The sequence below is a fragment of the Bradyrhizobium sp. WU425 genome (assembly GCF_021052305.1).
Classification (GTDB): Bacteria; Pseudomonadota; Alphaproteobacteria; order Rhizobiales; family Xanthobacteraceae; genus Bradyrhizobium; species Bradyrhizobium canariense_D.
The window spans coordinates 824,574-841,329 of record NZ_CP088089.1 but is presented as its reverse complement, the minus strand read 5'-3'; the positions used below and the strand labels follow the sequence as shown (position 1 = coordinate 841,329).

Here is a 16,756-nt window from a genome sequence, read left to right as displayed (position 1 = left end):
AATTTGATCCGCGCGATGCTCAGTTCGACCTGACGCGCTCGACCTGGACGACAGCCCCGTTCTCGACTCGCTGGATGTAGAAGTACGGCGCTCGTGCCCTGCCCTTCTCGTCGAACTTGAGCAATCCCCTCGGGCTCGGCCAGGAGTTTTCGCGGATGACTTTCGAGATCTTGTCGTAGTCGCTGTCGGTACCGGCTTTGTCCATCGCGGCGGTGATAAGATTGATCGCCTCGAAGATCACAAGCTCACCTTTTCCCGGAAAGGAGTTGAACTTCTTCTGATAGTTCTCGACGAACTCCTTGCCTTCGGCGCCGGGATCTGATGCCATGAAGATCTCTCCCGTAATGACGCCGTTCATGGCGCCCTCCGATGGCTTGATCATGCCCGGCGTCACCACGCCTGGCGACATCACCTCGATCTTGAAGCCGCCGAGCTGGCGCACCTGCTTCCACAGTTGTGCGGCGCGCGCCGGATAGGCGTCGGCGACGTAGATCATGTCCGGATTGATCGCCTTGATCTTGGTGAGAATGGACGTGAAATCGTTAGTCTCGGCGTCATAAGTAGAGGTGCTCACCAGCTCAATGCCTGCGGACTGGAGGCTCGCCTTGAGCTTCTCGAGAACCGTCTTGTTGAACTCGGAATTCTCGCCCATGTAGGCGACCGTCTTCGGCTTTAGCGTCTTGACGATGTAGGCATTGAACGATTCGGAATTGAGCGACACCGTGTTGTTGACTTGAAACAGCCAGGGACTGCCCTGATCGGTGATCGCATCAGCCTGCGCGCCCGCGTTTACTTGCAGGATACGCTTCTTAGTGACCGAAGACTCGGCAAGCACGACCGAGCTGTTCGTCCCCCCGGTTATCGCTTTCACGCGTCCCACCGACATCAGCTTCTGGACCGCGGCGACGCCGCCTTGTGGCGTACCCTTCTCATCCTCGAAGACCAGTTCGATCTTCCGGCCGCCGAGAATGCCGCCGCGCTGGTTGACGAGGTCGGCTGCATATTCAGCGCCGCGCTGCAATTCCTGCCCATAAGTCGCCGCTGCGCCGCTCAGAGGCAGCGCAAGGCCGATCTTGACCGGGTCAGCCGCCATCGCGCCGGGCGCGTAAGCGAGCTGCACAGTCGCCGCCACGATGGCCCCCAAAGACAACATTACATTTCGGCGATCCGCACGCTTCATCGTTCTTCCCCTATGATTTGTCTCGCCAGCCCGCGGCAACGCGGCGGCTCCTTTGATTTCTGATGGACTCAGCGTCCGAGCTCAATTCAGATTGCGCTGAAAGAGATCGAACAGGCGCTCCCAATGCCGCTCGGTGCTGACCTTGTGGTAGAGGCGCCGGGTCGGAAAGGCGAAGCCGTGCTCGGCTTCCGGATAGTATTCCATCCGCCCGTTGATGCCGGTCGTCTTGATCGCCCGCGATACCTGCTCGAGCATCTCGGGAGGCGCGTAGTGATCATGCTCGGCCAGCGCAAAGTAGATCTCGCCCTCGATCTTCTCGGTGACGAGATGCGCGGAGTCCGGCTGGTCAGTGACGAGGCGCGCGCCGTAGACGGAGGCGCCGGCGGCCATGCGATCGGGAAACACGCCCATCGCGCGATAGACGTAGCGGCCGCTCATGCAATAGCCGACACATCCGGTCTTGCCCTGCCGCGCGGCCGGATCATTCGCGAGGAACTCGAATATGGCCTGGGTGTCTTCCATCACCATGGTGTTGGTGAGGTGGCGGTTGAGCTTCCACATGAACTCCAGCTTGTCCGCGCAGGCGGGGTCCCACAGCCGGTTCGCGTCGAGATCGACGCAGCGCACCATGCGGTAGTACATGTTGGGCATGATGACGTAATAGCCGACTGTCGCCAGACGACGGCACATGTCGGACAGCTCCTCGCGGACGCCGACCGAGTCCATATAGAAGATGACGACAGGGAATGGTCCTGGACGGTCCGGGTGAAACACGTACGTGTTCATCACCCCGTCCTTGGTTTTCAGATCGACGACCTTCTCCTGCACGACTCCACCCTTCTAACCATTTTGTACCCCCCGCGCGTTCGAGGCGTGGAGTGAGCGGAAGAATGTGCCGGGACGTAGCTGAAAGCCAGAGCATTACAGATATGCGTGCGTATTTACAGATATGTGAAAATGGATCTGTTCAGTTGCGGGCTTTTGTCGCGGATGCGCGATCCTCCCGCGTAACGAATTTGTCGATGCCTTCGCGCAGCGATCTCAGGATCTGCGTTCGCTTGGAGACCAGTCGTTCGACCGGACCGCCGACGCCGATCGCCAGGATGCGGCCGTGGCGCCGCTCGGGCAACAACATACCGATGACGCCCGCTCCGGCCGTTACAGTGTGAAGGGAGATAACGTAACCATCCTTGCGTATCTTGCGAAGCTTCTGCATCAACTCCTTCAGGTCGACCTTCTTCTTTCGGTCTTCCTCCTCGAAATTGATGCGGCGCACGAGCTTCTCGATGGTCTCGTCCGAACGCGCGCTCAGCAGCATCCATCCGAGGCCCGAACGCGCGAGCGGCCGGATCGTCCCCGGCTTGATCGAGAACTGGATCGTGCGCGGCGAAGGTTGGACATGGATATATTGCATGTACAGGTCGCTCTGGGTTGCGATGCTGACGGTCTCTTCGGTTTCCTTGTTGAGGTGGTTCACCAGCGCCGAAATTCCACGCTCGCCAAAAAGCGCACCCTGCACCCAGTGCCCTAGCTGCACGATCCGCATCGTCGGCATGTAGGTCCGCGAATAGCGGTCGAAGTCGACATAACCGAGCACCACCATGCTCTTGAGGACCGCGGACGCGCTTGAGACGGGGTAGCCGAAGCGCAGCGCGACCTCCGTGAGACTCAAGGGCCGCTGCACTTCATCGAAATATTCCAGGATCTCGAACAGCCGCTTAGCCGTCTTGATGACCTCTTTGGACATGCTTCCTCGCTTGGCTTTTCACATAGATAGAAAAGTTTTCCCACAGACGAAAGCCATTTCGCGGATTTCCAGCGTTTGCTAGAAGGCTTGCCAACGGAGGTCACCATGGTTTCTGCCGAGCAAATGAAGTTCGAAGTGTCCGATGGCGTCGCGACGATCACGTTCGACCGGCCGGACAAGATGAACGCCTGGACGCCGGTCATGGAGAGCGAGCTGCGCCGCCTGATGGCGATTGCGTCCGAGGACGACGGCGTGCGCGCGATCGTGATCACCGGCGCGGGCCGGGGCTTCTGCGCCGGCGCTGACATGGGCCGCCTCTCCGACGCGTCTTCGGGAAACGCAACCGTCGCAGCACCCGTCGTTCCCATAAGCGACGACGATCTGGCGCAGCGCTACAGCTACCTTCTCGCCGTTCCAAAACCGATCATTGCGGGCATCAATGGCGCGATCGCGGGCGTCGGTCTTTGCATCGCGCTGTATTGCGATCTCCGCTTCATGGCAGCTGGCGCAAAGCTGACCACGTCGTTTGCCCGGCGCGGCCTGATCGCAGAGCACGGCAGCGCCTGGATGTTGCGTCAGCTCATCGGACCGATGAACGCGGCGGACCTTCTTCTTTCGGGGCGCGTGGTCGAGACGGCGGAAGCCGAGCGGCTCGGCTTGGTCAGAATGCTGCCCGCGGATACTTTTCGCGAGACCGTGCAACAGACGGCCTCGGACTTCGCCAAACTCTGCTCCCCCCGCTCGATGCGGATCATCAAGCAGCAACTGACCGCGGCTCCCCGGCAAACACTGGCCGAAGCCACGCAGCTCGCGAACAGCGAAGTCGCGATCTGCCGTGGGACGGAAGACTTCAAAGAGGGCGTTGCTCATTTCGTCGAGAAGCGGGCGCCGCGCTTTACCGGCAGGTGAGAGCGAGGGCGCACGCGTCGTTCAACGAAACTGCGGTACGGGCCGAGTGCTTGCCCCCGTGATCGGGACGGCCGGGCCTGGCGCGGGCGCAATTTCGCGATGGACCGCGGCGGGCCGCTCGAAGATGACGAGAAAGCTGCGGCCTTCCTCGGTGATGCTCCAAGCCCGGTTCGCGCACCACCAGCTTGTGGCCGAAGATATCAAGATCCGGCGCACGTTCGGCGAACCGCTTCATCCGTCCGGTCCATCCCTGGCCACTCGTATAGAGGATGGCAAGGTGCTGCTTGATGACCTCGAGGCCGGCGCGTTGCCCGACATCGAGGCCGAGGGCGACCCGTGCTTGATCGGCAGGGTGCCGAGGCCGACCGGTTTCGCAGCGATGGGCCGTCCGGTATTGGGTCAAACGCATCGACTTTGCGTTGCAAACTCTCTCAATTCGGTCAGCGCGTTTATCTCTCGATTGAATTCCTTAACGTCGCCAATTCGAGGAACTCGTCTGCTTGCCGTCTCAGCTCTTCGGATGCCATCGCCGGTGTGGTCTGTACACTTGACACGACCGTGACTCTGACCCCCAAACGCTGAACCGCTTCGACGAGGGCACGAAAATCGCCGTCGCCAGAGAAAAGGAACAGTTCATCCAGTTGCGGAGCGATCTCGAGCGCATCAATGGCGAGGTCTATACCAATGCTGCGCCTCGACCTCCTACCCTCATCCTCATGGCGCCTGATCAACTTCGTACGAACGGTGAACCGATTGACCTCGAGCCAGTCAGTGAGACGCTGAACGTCGCCGGCCGCGCTTTCTCTTATCGCCAGGTAGAAGTAAGAACGGACAATGCTCCCGGATTTTTCGAATTCCAGCAACAATCTTTTGTAGTCGATCTCGAAGCCAAGGTTTCTGGCCGTCCGATCCAGATTGGCTCCATCGATGAAGAGCGCTCTTCGTCCTGTCATGCCTCTTGCTTCCGCGGCGATCTGAGCCGCCTGCTTCTTCGCGCCAACGTGCGCAGGGTCCCTAATGATCTCCCGAAATCCGAGGCAATACTTGGAATTGGTGGAACGGCGGCGGAGACGAAAGCGTCCACTCTAGCGTAGTCGCGCCGGGTCCCCACGGGTTGCTCGCTGCCCTCCCTTTCCGGACGAAGGCATACACCATGGTTACGAAGAACGTGATCAGACCGGCGGCGGAGAGATAGGATCCGATGGAGGCAATCTGATTCATGCCGCCGAATGCGTCCGGATAGTCTGCTATTCGTCGCGGCATTCCTGACAATCCGAGAAAATGCATAGGGAAAAACGCAATGTTGACGCCGACAAACGTCAGCCAGAAGTGCAGTTTGCTGAGGGTTTCCGAAAACATGTATCCGGTCATCTTCGGAAACCAATAATACCAGCCTGCAAAAATTGCGAACAAGGCGCCAAGCGACAGGACGTAATGGAAATGCGCAACGACGTAGTAGGTGTCCTGCAGTGATCGGTCGATGCCTGGATTGGCAAGGACAACGCCGGTAACTCCTCCGATCGTGAACACAAAGATGAATCCGATTGCCCACAGCATGGGCGTCCTAAAGGTTATCGATCCACCCCACATCGTCGCTATCCAGGAAAAGATCTTAATGCCCGTCGGCACAGCGATAACCATGCTGGCCAAGGCGAAATACGCCTGCGCGCTGCTGGACATGCCGACGGTGTACATATGATGGGCCCAGACGAGGAATCCGATGACCCCAATCGCAAGCAGCGCATAGACCATCCCGAGATAGCCGAAGATCGGCTTGCGGCTGAACGTGGAAACAACATGGCTCACGATGCCAAAACCCGGCAGGATCATGATGTAGACCTCGGGATGACCGAAGAACCAGAACAAATGCTGATACAGGATCGGGTCTCCGCCGCCTTCGGGTGCAAAGAACGTCGTTCTGAAATTACGGTCGGTGAGAAGCATGGTGATGGCGCCCGCCAGTACAGGAAGAGACAGCAGCAGCAGGAAGGCCGTAATGAGGACCGACCAGACGAACAGCGGCATCTTATGCATTGTCATGCCGGGCGCTCGCATATTGAAGATCGTCGTGATGAAGTTGATCGAGCCGAGAATCGACGACGCACCCGCGAGATGCATCGACAGGATCACGAAATCGACTGCCGGTCCCGGATGACCGGCGGTCGACAACGGGGCGTAGAGCGTCCACCCGGTGCCGGCGCCGTCTGATCCAGGCGCGCCCTCGACGAACATCGAAATGATGAGCAGAAAAAACGACACCGGCAGCAACCAGAATGAAATGTTGTTCATACGCGGAAACGCCATGTCCGGCGCTCCGATCATGAGCGGCACCATCCAGTTGCCGAATCCGCCCATCATCGCAGGCATGAGCGTGAAGAAGATCATGATTAGGCCGTGGCCTGTCACGAATACGTTGTAGATATGGGGGTCTGTGAAAATCTGCAGGCCGGGAAGCTGCAATTCCATCCGAATCAAAACCGAAAAGGTTCCGCCGATAAAACCGGCACATATGGCGAGCACGAAGTACATCGTGCCGATATCCTTGTGGTTAGTCGAATAAAGATAGCGACGCCAGCCGCCTGGGTGTCCCTGCCCCCCATCGTGCGCGTCACCGACTGTCGACATGGTTGTCATCGCCAATTCCGATCAAGCTTGGAACGCTAGACCTGCTTGCCTCACGACCTTCAAAGCAAGTGGTTGCATCTATCTTCCGTCAGAGCGCCCGAGCGGCAATCGATTTTAATTGCAGCTTAAATGCATGATTCTTGATCGTTGAAATTCGCGTCCTTCTTACAGGCCGACATCAGAGACGTTGCGGTCCACGCTCCATTTGGATGGCGCGATGTCACATGTGGCTCTCTGGCGATTGAAGACTTGGGCCAAAGGAGCGGGACCAGCCTCTTCGCCGGCACCGGAGCGCCATGTCCGCTTCAGACCAAGCGAGCCTTTGCGCCCGCTGCCCGCGTCATTCGCCTAAGATCGCCAGGAAGGCCTCGAGTATCTGGGAACCACCACCGGATACATCTCGCGGACCTTCCGAAATTCGCGTGCGATCTCTTCGTAGCCGACTGCGTCGAGGAAGTCGCAGATCACCGTTTCGGCGCTACCGTGCACGTTGCAGCCGTCGTTGCTCCGTTGCAGCGATTTCAGTTTAGCGATCGTGTCATGCTTGATGACAGTGTGCTCGAATTGCGGTTTGGGCAAAACCGGCATTTCAACGTACTCCCCTTTCCGGCACGGCACGAAACTGTCTTTCCACCACGCCTTCACGTCGAAAACGACGTCCCTCGATACGGTCGTTCCGTCGCAGGACGGGGTCTCAAAGCCCGAGATAAGCACGTCGGACTTCTGGATCTTCGATGAGCTGCTTGGCGGACCCGCTGCGAGCGATATGTCCGCTTTCCATGACATAACCTCGGTCGGCAACCGACAGAGCCAGATTGACGTCCTGTTCGACCAGCAGAACTGTCACGCCCTCGCTGCGGATCGCCACCAGCGCATCGATCAACTGCTCCACAACTACGGGTGCCAATCCCAAGCTCATCTCGTCGATCATCAAGAGGATCGGAGCGGCCATCAATCCGCGGGCCATCGCGCACATTTGCTGTTCGCCTCCCGACAAGCTGCCGGCAAGCTGACGCCGGCGCTCCGCCAGGCGCGGAAATAGAGAGTACATTCTGTTCAGGTCTCGGCTTATTCCAGTCTTGTCCGCGCGTACGAACGCGCCCATCAACAGATTGTCCCGTACGCTCATGCGGTCGAAGAGCTGACGACCTTCAGGAACCTGCACGAGGCCGGCTCTAAAGGCACCGTCGGACGTCATCGGCAAGAGATCCCGGGAATTCAAGGTCATGCTGCCCTGGCAGGGAAGCACGCGCGACAGCGCGCGCAGCAGAGTGGTCTTGCCCGCCCCGTTGCTGCCGACCAGCGCCACGACCTCGGCCGCGTAGATCTTCAGGGTTACGTCCTGCAAGACCGGCATTCCGCCGTAGCCCGCACTTACTCCGCGCACGTCAAGCAGCGGGACCACTTTGGCTGCCGGGTCCGGTTTCATGCCCGCCTCTTGCCGAGATAGGCCTCGACGACCGTTTGGTTTGACAGGACGCGGCCCGGATCGCCCTCGGCGATCTTCACGCCATGATTCAGCACCAGCAGCCGATCCGACAGACTCCTGATGGCCTTGATGACGTGCTCGATAACGAGGATGCTGATCCCCTCATTGCGAACCTTGCGGATCACTTCGATCACGTCTTCAATCTCGACCTGATTGAGACCCGCCATGACCTCATCGCACAGAAGAACCTTCGGCTTCATTGCCAACGCCTTCGCCAGTTCGAGCCGCTTGCGGCCGGCCCCCCCCAATTCGTCGGCGCGCTGATCGATATTTCTGGCCAGTCCGACGAACTCCAGCTGAGCGCGGGCCTGCTCGCGGGCTTTCGCCATTTGGGCCTGTCCGCCTCCCCGTCCGAACAGTGCGCCCACGGCGACGTTGTCCAGGACCGATAAACCGGGAAAGGGACGCATGATCTGGAAGGTGCGGCCTATGCCCAGTCTCGCACGGCGATATGCAGGCAAGTGGACAATGGACCTTCCTTCGAAGAGGATGTCGCCGGAGCTGGGAGCCAGCGTTCCGCTTATCAGGCTGACCAGCGTTGATTTGCCTGCACCGTTCGGACCGATCAGGCCGAAGATCTCGCCACGCAGCAGCATGAAGCTGACGTCGTCGACGGCGACCAGCCCCTCAAAGCGCCGGGTGACGTGGCTGATTTCGAGCATCGCCGTCATAGCTGATGGCTCCGAATATTTTCGGCGAAGTAACGCCAGCCCATGCTGCGAAAGCGCCGCAGCACGTCGGCCAGGCCGCGCGGCATCACGACGACCGCAACGACAACGACAACGCCGAAGAACAGGCCCGCGAGACTGGTGATCTCGCTCGACAGAAGCTCGGAGACCGCCGAAAGCGAAAGCGCCCCGACGACGGGGCCGAAAACCGTCCCGGGTCCGCCAAATACCGCCATGATGATCATCTTGACGTTCAAGCCGATATCGAATGCGCTTTCCGGGTCGATGAACGTAACCCAGTAGGCGTGAATGCCGCCCGCCAGCGCGCTGAATACGCCCGAGATGGCAAAAGCCACGGTTTTGTAGAGGGTCGTATTGACGCCCATCACCGCCGCGCCTTCCTCATTTTCGCGGATGGCGATCAATCCAAAGCCGAAGCGGCTGCGCGTCAGCCAGTAGACGGTCAGGGTCGCGAGCACGAGCAGCAGCAGCGACAACTCGTAAAACAGCGGGTCGTTGTTGAGGGGCGGCAAGACGAGTCCGATGTTCCGCCCGGCCAGTTTCACGTTGGAGACGATCGCGGCCATGACCTGGGCGAGCGCCAGCGTCGCGATCGCGAAGTAGTGCCCCCGCAGCCGCAGCACCGGTATCCCGATGAGCACGGCAAACACGGCCGCAAGCGCCGCGCCGAACAGGAGGCCGACCCCGAAAGGCAATTGCCACTGCACCATCGCGATGGCCACGCCGTAGCTACCGAGCCCGTAAAAAACCGAATTTCCGAAGGAGGCATAGCCCGCATAGCCCCCAATGACGTTCCAGCCTTGCGCCAGAACGGCCAGAAGCAGGGCATTGATGCCAAATTGGATGAGCACGTCCGAACCAAACCACGGTACCGCTGCCAGGACGGCAATCGCGGCCAGAAGTAGCATGGTGCGTGCCGCCTTCATGCCGCTTTCCCGAGCAGACCGTTGGGGCGAACGATCAGCACCAACACCAGCACGCCGAAGCTTGCCACGTCGGAGAAGGTCGATCCGATATAGAGTGCTGTCAGGGACTCCAGGATTCCCAGGAATAAGCCGCCGACGATCACACCGAGCGGATTGTCCAATCCGCCGATGATCGAGATGGCAAAGGATTTGGCCGTCAGCGCCGCGCCGATATAGGGATTGATTTGCGACACCGTTCCGTAGAGGCCTCCGGCGGCGCCAGCCAGCGCAATCCCGATTCCAAACGTCATGGCGTAGAGGGGCCGGGGCTCGACGCCGTACAGCCGGGCCGCGACCAGATTTTGCGCGGTGGCGCGGATCGCACGTCCGAGCCGTGTGCGCAGCAAGAATAGCCACATGCTGACCGTCAGCACGATTGCAATGCCGAACGCCAGAAGACGCGACACCGGCAGTACCACCGTTCCCAAGGCGATGCTGTCGCCGACATAGGACGGGTTGATGGTGCGAAAGTCGGCTGAAAACGCCAACTGAGCCAGGTAGGTGAGCACGACCTCGATCCCGAAGGTCACCAGCAGAGTGTTGAACATCGGGGCCCTGACGATCAGGTTCAAAAGGCCTCGCTGCACGCCGTATCCCACCGCAAACATCACCACGGCAGTCAGCGGCAGCCCCAGAAAAGGGTCGATGCCGACATAGGTGTAGAGGTACCAGGACACATAGCCGCCGAGCATGATGAACGCGCCATGCGCAAGGTTGACGATATTGAGGACGCCCCAGACCAGGGCGAGACCGAGCGCCATCACGGCGTACAGACCGCCGAGGAGCATTCCGTTGACAAGAACTTGCGCGAGCAGGTCCACATCTTCCTCTTCTCAGCCGAAGGCCCGTTCGCAGTCTGCCTAGCGCACGTCCCAGGCCGGCATGGGATATTTCGGCGGCGCGATCTTGCCCTTGCCGCCGAAAATCGCGACCAAGCGGTCACCCTGAACCTGAATGACCGTCTGGGGCAGATCGATCTGGCCGTTCTCATTGAATGCAACCAAACCATAAAGGCTGTCGAACTTCACTTTCGAGAGCGCGTCGCGGACCTTCGCGGGATCCGTCGAGCCTGCCATTTCCGCGGCCTGCACAAGAGCTTCCACGTCGGCGACGCCGGAAGCGGCATGGTAATCGGGATCGTAGCCGAACTTCGCCTTGTAGGCGGCCGCGAACTGCGCGGCATCGCCAAACCAGCGGTCCTTCAGGTCTGCCGAAGGCAGCCAGGCCGTCATGCCGAAGGCGTAATCGGCATCCTTGCCCAATGCCTTGCGGAAATCCTCGCTGGGAACACCCACAGTGAAGGAATACATCTTCGGAGCGACCGCCAGGCTCTTCGCCTGTCGCACGAAATTCAGGATCTCGGTTTCATGACCGGCGACCAGGACCGCATCAATGTTCTTGCTTTTGATCCGCGACAGAAGCGAACTGAAGTCCGTGGCGTTCGTGCTGTATCGCTCGTCCATGACCAAGGTCAGACCCGCCTTCTTCAATTTTGGTCGAGTCCCCTCCGCCACCGAAACGTCGAAGGCATCGTCCGCGTACAGCAGCGCGACCGATTTTGGCGCAGGATCGAGCCCCTTCAACATCTCGACCGTCGAGCCAAAATAGTTGCTGGCCGGCGCCAGCGTCCCGAAGATAAACTTGAAGCCACGCGAGAAGATCTGGTCTGACGCGCCGCCCCCCTGCACCATGGGAATTCTGTACTTTTCGGACACGGCCGAATCCGCCAGCGCGAAATTGCTCGCAAACGGCCCCAGCAGGAAATCGACCTTGTCCTGCGATACCAACTGCGTGTACTGACGCACACTCAAGTTCACATCGGACTGATTGTCGTAGAGCTTGAGCGCGAGCTTGTACGTTTCATTGCCGATCTTGACGCCGCCCGCGGCATTAACGCGATCGACCGCGAGTTGGTAAGCGTCGCGATAGTAGCGGCCGGTATTGGCGACCGGACCCGTCAGCTGTACCGACGCTCCTAAGACAATCTCCTTTGCAAGGACCTCGCCTGACGGCATTGAGACGGCTGCGGCAAACAACAGGAGAACCGACAGGCGGGAGATTCTGAACACGAAGTTCATGCTTTCCTCCTCGCCTTTGCTTGCTGCATCGGCGTGACGCTGCTCGCCGCCCGCTGGGGCTTTATGGCGATCAGAACGCTGCAGGGCGGCTGGTGTAAGATCGACTCGCCGACCGATCCGTTCAGCCACCGAGCAAGGGCCCCTTGATCGCGATGGCCCACGACAATCAACCTGGCGCCCATTTCCCGGGCACACAGCACTATCTGTTCGGCCGGCCTTCCATACCGGATCTCGCTGGTCGCGACGCATCCGGCGCGCTGAAAGCGCTTGACGCCCTCCTCGAGCACTCTCTGCATCACAAACTGCTGATTTTCGGGGATATAAGCCATCGCTTCCCCGATGAGCATGCTTTCGGCAGCATCGACGACCGCCAGAAGATGAACCGTCGCACCGCACCTTGATGCCAATGTCTCGGCCTGCGCCAGCGCCTCGCGGCCATCGGGCGACCCGTCGAAAGCCAACAAGATTTTCTTGTACATGTAGGGCTTCCTCTCCGTACCTCTGTGCGCGACCAGAACACCCCGGGCCGCCAACGCATCTGGCAATCTACGGCGAGAGCGGCAGGCTCCTTCATCGACACGTTCAAGATACCCATCGAGCCTTCAGGACAGTCTCTGCCCCACTGACCATTGAAGACCCGTCGAGGCGTTTTGAAAGACCACTTTCTGAAGTTCGCGTCATCTCAGCATTCCTCTGCAGCACGCGCTCGGCGCCAACGATCTTCACGATCAACCCGCCATCAACGTATGTCTGGGATCACGTTTGACAAACGAAAAGTATGAACACTTGATATCGGTTTTGTTGCTGCGAAGTATCGCATGGCAACACCGCACAATCCGAGAGTGCTTCAAGACGTGACAGGTTGACGAAGCGACAAGAGAGTCGACACTATCCGTTTGAACGGCGACCTGCATCGAACTTCCATTAAATCGGCAACGAATTTTCGTCTGCCTCGTTCAACCACGGATGAAGCCAGTTCTCTCAAGCACGCAATAACGCGGCGCAGGTCCGCCCAAGGAGGTTTCGATGCCGCGAGACGTAGTACGCCCGCTTGCCCATCGTCGTGAGCTTCTCACCGGCGGCGCCGCTATCGCCGGTCTTCTGCCTCTCTCCAACAGCGCGCTCGCGGCCGTCAGTCGCTCGCGCCTCAACAAGGGGAAGACCCGGACCGGCAAGACTTCCGAGACGGCGGCCACGCTTCGCGATTGTTGGATCGGACACATTTTCTGGGTAAGAGCCGTCTCGCTCGCGACCATCGAAAAGCAAGGAGCGATCGCAAACACGGCAGAACGACAAGCCGTTGCCAACGCTCAATCCATCGCGGCGACCATCGAGCCATTCTATGGCGCAACGGCCAAGGACGCCTTCTTCAAGCTCCTTGCAAGGCACTATGGTGCCGTAAACGCCTATCTTACAGCGACGGTCGCTGGCGACGCCACCAGGCACGGCGCGGCAACTCAGTCTCTGACTTCAAACGCAGAAGAGATTGCAGACTTTCTGAGCAAGGCAAACCCATATCTGCAGAAGGATGCAGTGAACGGCCTGCTCCAGGCCCACGGTAGTCATCACATCCAGCAGATCCAGCAAATGACCGATCACCAGTACGACGCCGAGGCTCAAACCTGGGAAGAGATGAAGAATCACATCTATCAGATCGCAGATGCCACCCCGACGCTCTGGCAAAGCAATTCGCCGACAAGTTCTCCTGACCTTCGACGCAGACAACGAGCACGGAGAAACGCTGCTCGCACACGACCCATTCTTGCCGGCACGAGGGGCAATGATATCAGAACTGGCAAAAAACACGGGCCGAGCCCCGCGAGCTCGGCCCGAACGAAACGACGTTCAATCGGATGTGAAGCGCGACCTCGACAGCACGGACGTCATGCGCGGCCATGCGACGCTGCAATTGTGTCGCACGGAACCGAACCCTTCATGAACGGGACTGACTGCGCGATACATGCCGATCGGCACGGGCTGGCGATCTTGCCGAACTCGCTGTCGACCGGAGGACAGTCACGCAGCATGGCTCGCCGCTTGCTGAACACCAGTCGACCGAGTGGCCTTCCGACAATCCTATCAAGGCTGCTCCCAGGGGACTCAACACCGAAACCGCGTTCGGTTGTATCGACGTTTCGTCGGGCATGACGAGGACGACCTGCCTTGTCGTGCCGGTAACATTATCGCGCACGTCCACATGCGAGTTGACTGCTACGACGTTCTTTGGAAGCTCGTCATCAGGGACGATTTTCGCCCGAGATATCTCCCGTAGTACGTTCGACGCGGACGACGCCATACGGCTGTTCGTCAGCGCGGAAATGGCGATGGCGTACAGCCTGTCCCGGTCCGCCTCAGAAAGCATGACTGGGGGAAGTGCAATCGGATCGTCGGGCGTATTCATTGCGGACTCCTGGCGGGTCGAACGTTGCTATTTTCGCTCACGGCTCGCTCAACACAAGCGAAAAACATTGCGCGTCACGATCAAGAAAATTGATCTATCCTCATGAATCTGACGCTTAAGCGTCGCCTCGATGTGTTCAACGTTTCAAGCGCCGCCACCGTGAACTCCGGCGCCCGGCGAGAGTTGACGACCGACCGCCCGATCAGGTCCTTCACCAGAGGTCCCCATGGAAAACGAACTGTTGTCTGAGAAAATTCTCGATCAAATTGCCGATGCCGTCATCTACGCAGACCGATCCGGTGACATCGCGCGATGGAATCGCGCTTCGGTGGCCATGTTCGGCTTCTCCTCGGAAGAGGCGCTCGGACAACGTCTCGATCTGATCATTCCAGAGCATCTGCGCGCTCCGCACTGGCGGGGCTTCGACGCAGCTATGTCAAGCGGCGTAATGAAGCTGCAAGGTCGTCCGACTTTGACCCGAGCCCTACATAAGAGCGGACGCAAGCTTTACGTCGAGATGACCTTTGCCCTCGTGAAGGGCGACGACGACGACGTGCTTGGCTCGGTGGCCATGGCCCGCGACGTCACCGAACGCATCGAGCGAGAGCGTTCTGCAGCACGCACGACCTGACTTCGGCCGTCGTAGCCGATCGCATCTTCGCTTCACAAGGTCAGGAATGAGCGACATGCGCTTGGTGCGAGCGCACCCTCGTGCACACACAAGCCAACAAGATTCTTGATGCAAACTTGCAATACTTTTCGCTTGTAGAACTCGGTCGAATGTCCGGTACTGATGTGCGGCAGCTCCCAGACATCGATGGCCCAATGAGCCAAGGACTGCAGACCCTTCTCGTTCTCGCAGGGAAACGACATCATGCGAAAAGCCCGGTTACCCCAACAGACAAACACAGACGTCACGATCCGGCAGTTTGCGCCCTCTTCTCTCAAGGCGAAAGCGCTCGACTCCAGCTACTTTGGCTATTGGTCCAAAGAGGAGATACTGAGCTTTCTCAAGCAGCTGCTTAGTGGAGAACACATCGGCCTGACCGCATACGCGGCGATCGGTCGTGCGGCCTGCACCGATCTTGCAGACCTGGCCTTGGAGGCCGAAATGGGCCGGGGAGCGATTTGCATCCTGCTCAGAAAGGAGATTGCCGCGAGAGGTGGGACCGGCATGCTTCGCGCAAAAGCGGCGGACTCCATTCCCGGTATCGATTGCAGCCTCCGAAGCCGGATAAGATTCGCAAGCCGCAATCAGGCCATGCTGGCCGACATGATCGAGGATGCCGTCGTGGACATCTTCGATTCCAAACTGAATGCGAAGCTCATCTACTTGCTGCTGCTACACCGCAAGCAAGTCGAGCAGCTTGAACGCATAGCCGCATAGCCCGCGTGGGGCCAGCAGTCCTTTCGTGTCGCGCGACACATGCAGAAACAAAGGGAGATTGTCGTGACCGCCAGAGAGTCTTTTGCACAGCGGGAGAAGAAAGAGATCGACCGTCAACTGAATCGGGAGCTGGAGGATACATTTCCGGCAAGCGATCCCCCCAAGATTACCCGCTATTGCGCGAACTCGCATGTCGCCACGGGCGATACATGGCGGGGCGCCCGTGTGCCCAAGTTGCGACTGAAGCACCGATCAATATTGTGATGCTCAATCAAATGCCGCCGACGGCGCGCAGGACGCCGCGGCGCCGATGAAGCAATGAGGTCATGGGAGGGTATCATGGCCGGACTATGCGGGCTCAACTCTCAATACGATGCGTTCCTGTTTGCCTCGATATGCGAGACAGACCAGAACAACTTGAGCGTCTTGTCACTACTCGCACGCCATGACGTCGATCCCTGGCAGGAGGCGGCTCGCCTAACCAACCTTTCAAAGGCTCAGGCGATACAAAGCTTTGCCGCGACGATTTCACAATCGAAGAGCGAGCAATGGTCTCCGTCGGAGGCACTCGTGCTGGCTGGTCGCCTGATCGATCTATTGCCGTCGCATGGCCCTCCCTCATCGGCCGCGCCCTGGGCAGAGGATGGGATCGGTGGATTGACGGTGTGGGTGGTCGTCGGGGCGCTATTCATCTCGATCGCCGTTTCGGGAAACAACGTGCGGAATTCGACCAGTGAACCCGGCGAGCCGATCAACGTCGTCAGCAAGACCGCACCGGCGAGTACGGTCGCACGATCATCGAGTAGAATCGGAACAGATTAGATCGTCGCTCGGAATCGAACGGACCGGTCGAGAAAAGGGAGAGGCATCGATGGGAAGCAGGATTGTCGCGGAGAACATCAAGTTGAAGCGCGCATACGATATTGTTCACTCCGGTGACGGCACGCGAATTCTGGTAGACCGTCTTTGGCCCCGCGGTGTCACGAAAGTGGACGCGGCGATCGACCTGTGGGCCAAGGATATTGCGCCTAGCACCGGGCTGCGGAAGTGGTTCGGGCACAATCCCGATCGTTGGCCCGAGTTCCGCCGCCGTTACTCGGAAGAGATGCGCCGGCACCGCGAGCGGCTTGACGAGCTACGCGCCCTTGCCCAACGCGGGCGTATTACGCTCGTTTTCGCAGCGCGTGATGCTGCTCACAACGATGCCGTCGTTCTTAGGGAGTTCTTGCTCGGCCGGAGCACCTCCGGAGCGTCTTAGTCTCGCTCGCATTCAAACGCCAACCGAG

At 59.3% G+C, this 16,756-nt stretch carries 18 protein-coding genes; 5 read left to right on the top strand and 13 right to left on the bottom strand.

Annotated features, from left to right (window positions below; translation table 11 throughout):
• Positions 1–19: 19 nt before the first annotated feature.
• The 3 genes from BcanWU425_RS03975 to BcanWU425_RS03965 form a co-directional block, all read right to left on the bottom strand.
• Positions 20–1,153 carry an ABC transporter substrate-binding protein gene (locus BcanWU425_RS03975; RefSeq protein WP_231189900.1) on the bottom strand — a complete coding sequence of 378 codons (1,134 nt, stop codon included), beginning with the start codon at positions 1,151–1,153 and terminating at the stop codon, positions 20–22.
• Positions 1,154–1,261: 108 nt separating this feature from the next.
• Positions 1,262–2,008: a dienelactone hydrolase family protein gene (locus BcanWU425_RS03970; protein ID WP_231189898.1), complete on the bottom strand. Its 747-nt coding sequence runs from the start codon at positions 2,006–2,008 to the stop codon at positions 1,262–1,264.
• A gap of 139 nt (positions 2,009–2,147) precedes the next feature.
• On the bottom strand, positions 2,148–2,927 hold the full coding sequence (locus BcanWU425_RS03965) for an IclR family transcriptional regulator (protein WP_231189896.1): 780 nt from the start codon (positions 2,925–2,927) through the stop codon (positions 2,148–2,150).
• A 105-nt stretch (positions 2,928–3,032) separates the two neighbouring features.
• Here BcanWU425_RS03965 and BcanWU425_RS03960 point away from each other — a divergent pair, with 105 nt between their 5' ends.
• Positions 3,033–3,836: an enoyl-CoA hydratase-related protein gene (locus BcanWU425_RS03960; RefSeq protein WP_204512668.1), complete on the top strand. Its 804-nt coding sequence runs from the start codon at positions 3,033–3,035 to the stop codon at positions 3,834–3,836.
• Between the two features lie 449 nt (positions 3,837–4,285).
• Here BcanWU425_RS03960 and BcanWU425_RS03955 read toward each other — a convergent pair whose 3' ends face one another.
• The 10 genes from BcanWU425_RS03955 to BcanWU425_RS37655 all read right to left on the bottom strand — a co-directional run bounded on the left by BcanWU425_RS03955 (position 4,286) and on the right by BcanWU425_RS37655 (position 13,978).
• Positions 4,286–4,789 carry a LabA-like NYN domain-containing protein gene (locus tag BcanWU425_RS03955; RefSeq protein WP_231189893.1) on the bottom strand — a complete coding sequence of 168 codons (504 nt, stop codon included), beginning with the start codon at positions 4,787–4,789 and terminating at the stop codon, positions 4,286–4,288.
• Positions 4,790–4,850: 61 nt separating this feature from the next.
• Entirely contained in the window at positions 4,851–6,470 is a 1,620-nt protein-coding gene (gene ctaD / locus BcanWU425_RS03950; RefSeq protein ID WP_204512670.1) for a cytochrome c oxidase subunit I, read from the bottom strand.
• A gap of 339 nt (positions 6,471–6,809) precedes the next feature.
• Positions 6,810–7,175, bottom strand: coding sequence for a hypothetical protein (locus BcanWU425_RS03945; RefSeq protein ID WP_231189890.1), 366 nt, complete (start codon positions 7,173–7,175; stop codon positions 6,810–6,812).
• Entirely contained in the window at positions 7,156–7,890 is a 735-nt protein-coding gene (locus BcanWU425_RS03940; protein WP_231189887.1) for an ABC transporter ATP-binding protein, read from the bottom strand. The genes BcanWU425_RS03945 and BcanWU425_RS03940 overlap by 20 nt, the downstream gene beginning before the upstream one ends.
• Positions 7,887–8,621 (bottom strand): ABC transporter ATP-binding protein, encoded by a 735-nt coding sequence (locus tag BcanWU425_RS03935; RefSeq protein WP_231189884.1) that lies wholly within the window; start codon positions 8,619–8,621, stop codon positions 7,887–7,889. Before BcanWU425_RS03935 ends, BcanWU425_RS03940 begins: the two co-directional genes overlap by 4 nt.
• Positions 8,618–9,565, bottom strand: a complete 948-nt coding sequence (locus tag BcanWU425_RS03930) for a branched-chain amino acid ABC transporter permease (protein WP_204512674.1) — start codon at positions 9,563–9,565, stop codon at positions 8,618–8,620. The genes BcanWU425_RS03935 and BcanWU425_RS03930 overlap by 4 nt, the downstream gene beginning before the upstream one ends.
• Positions 9,562–10,425, bottom strand: a complete 864-nt coding sequence (locus tag BcanWU425_RS03925) for a branched-chain amino acid ABC transporter permease (protein ID WP_231189881.1) — start codon at positions 10,423–10,425, stop codon at positions 9,562–9,564. Before BcanWU425_RS03925 ends, BcanWU425_RS03930 begins: the two co-directional genes overlap by 4 nt.
• Positions 10,426–10,464: 39 nt before the next feature.
• A complete protein-coding gene (locus BcanWU425_RS03920) occupies positions 10,465–11,619 on the bottom strand; it encodes an amino acid ABC transporter substrate-binding protein (RefSeq protein WP_231190854.1) in 1,155 nt (384 codons plus the stop codon).
• A 59-nt stretch (positions 11,620–11,678) separates the two neighbouring features.
• The gene (locus BcanWU425_RS03915; protein WP_231189878.1) at positions 11,679–12,161 is read right to left on the bottom strand and encodes a universal stress protein; all 483 of its coding nucleotides are present in this window, start codon (positions 12,159–12,161) and stop codon (positions 11,679–11,681) included.
• Positions 12,162–13,615: 1,454 nt separating this feature from the next.
• The gene (locus BcanWU425_RS37655; RefSeq protein WP_377791185.1) at positions 13,616–13,978 is read right to left on the bottom strand and encodes a GreA/GreB family elongation factor; all 363 of its coding nucleotides are present in this window, start codon (positions 13,976–13,978) and stop codon (positions 13,616–13,618) included.
• 331 nt (positions 13,979–14,309) lie between these two features.
• On the opposite strand from BcanWU425_RS37655, the gene BcanWU425_RS03905 reads away from it, so the two are divergent.
• From BcanWU425_RS03905 to BcanWU425_RS03890, 4 genes are all read left to right on the top strand, one after another.
• Positions 14,310–14,714 (top strand): PAS domain-containing protein, encoded by a 405-nt coding sequence (locus BcanWU425_RS03905; protein ID WP_204512679.1) that lies wholly within the window; start codon positions 14,310–14,312, stop codon positions 14,712–14,714.
• A gap of 243 nt (positions 14,715–14,957) precedes the next feature.
• Positions 14,958–15,470, top strand: coding sequence for a hypothetical protein (locus BcanWU425_RS03900; protein WP_231189866.1), 513 nt, complete (start codon positions 14,958–14,960; stop codon positions 15,468–15,470).
• A 339-nt stretch (positions 15,471–15,809) separates the two neighbouring features.
• Positions 15,810–16,292: a hypothetical protein gene (locus tag BcanWU425_RS03895; RefSeq protein WP_204512681.1), complete on the top strand. Its 483-nt coding sequence runs from the start codon at positions 15,810–15,812 to the stop codon at positions 16,290–16,292.
• Positions 16,293–16,341: 49 nt separating this feature from the next.
• Entirely contained in the window at positions 16,342–16,728 is a 387-nt protein-coding gene (locus BcanWU425_RS03890) for a DUF488 domain-containing protein (protein WP_204512682.1), read from the top strand.
• Positions 16,729–16,756: the final 28 nt, after the last annotated feature.

Bases quoted from the DNA above. Each gene is read 5' to 3' on its own strand.
- BcanWU425_RS03960 (WP_204512668.1), top strand. From the start codon at position 3,033: ATGGTTTCTGCCGAGCAAATGAAGTTCGAAGTGTCCGATGGCGTCGCG.
- BcanWU425_RS03890 (WP_204512682.1), top strand. From the start codon at position 16,342: ATGGGAAGCAGGATTGTCGCGGAGAACATCAAGTTGAAGCGCGCATAC.
- BcanWU425_RS03920 (WP_231190854.1), bottom strand. From the start codon at position 11,619: ATGCCGTCAGGCGAGGTCCTTGCAAAGGAGATTGTCTTAGGAGCGTCG.
- BcanWU425_RS37655 (WP_377791185.1), bottom strand. From the start codon at position 13,978: ATGGCGTCGTCCGCGTCGAACGTACTACGGGAGATATCTCGGGCGAAA.
- BcanWU425_RS03915 (WP_231189878.1), bottom strand. From the start codon at position 12,161: ATGTACAAGAAAATCTTGTTGGCTTTCGACGGGTCGCCCGATGGCCGC.
- BcanWU425_RS03940 (WP_231189887.1), bottom strand. From the start codon at position 7,890: ATGAAACCGGACCCGGCAGCCAAAGTGGTCCCGCTGCTTGACGTGCGC.
- BcanWU425_RS03900 (WP_231189866.1), top strand. From the start codon at position 14,958: ATGCGAAAAGCCCGGTTACCCCAACAGACAAACACAGACGTCACGATC.
- BcanWU425_RS03895 (WP_204512681.1), top strand. From the start codon at position 15,810: ATGGCCGGACTATGCGGGCTCAACTCTCAATACGATGCGTTCCTGTTT.
- BcanWU425_RS03955 (WP_231189893.1), bottom strand. From the start codon at position 4,789: ATGACAGGACGAAGAGCGCTCTTCATCGATGGAGCCAATCTGGATCGG.
- BcanWU425_RS03975 (WP_231189900.1), bottom strand. From the start codon at position 1,153: ATGTTGTCTTTGGGGGCCATCGTGGCGGCGACTGTGCAGCTCGCTTAC.
- BcanWU425_RS03935 (WP_231189884.1), bottom strand. From the start codon at position 8,621: ATGACGGCGATGCTCGAAATCAGCCACGTCACCCGGCGCTTTGAGGGG.
- BcanWU425_RS03905 (WP_204512679.1), top strand. From the start codon at position 14,310: ATGGAAAACGAACTGTTGTCTGAGAAAATTCTCGATCAAATTGCCGAT.
- BcanWU425_RS03965 (WP_231189896.1), bottom strand. From the start codon at position 2,927: ATGTCCAAAGAGGTCATCAAGACGGCTAAGCGGCTGTTCGAGATCCTG.
- ctaD (WP_204512670.1), bottom strand. From the start codon at position 6,470: ATGACAACCATGTCGACAGTCGGTGACGCGCACGATGGGGGGCAGGGA.
- BcanWU425_RS03930 (WP_204512674.1), bottom strand. From the start codon at position 9,565: ATGAAGGCGGCACGCACCATGCTACTTCTGGCCGCGATTGCCGTCCTG.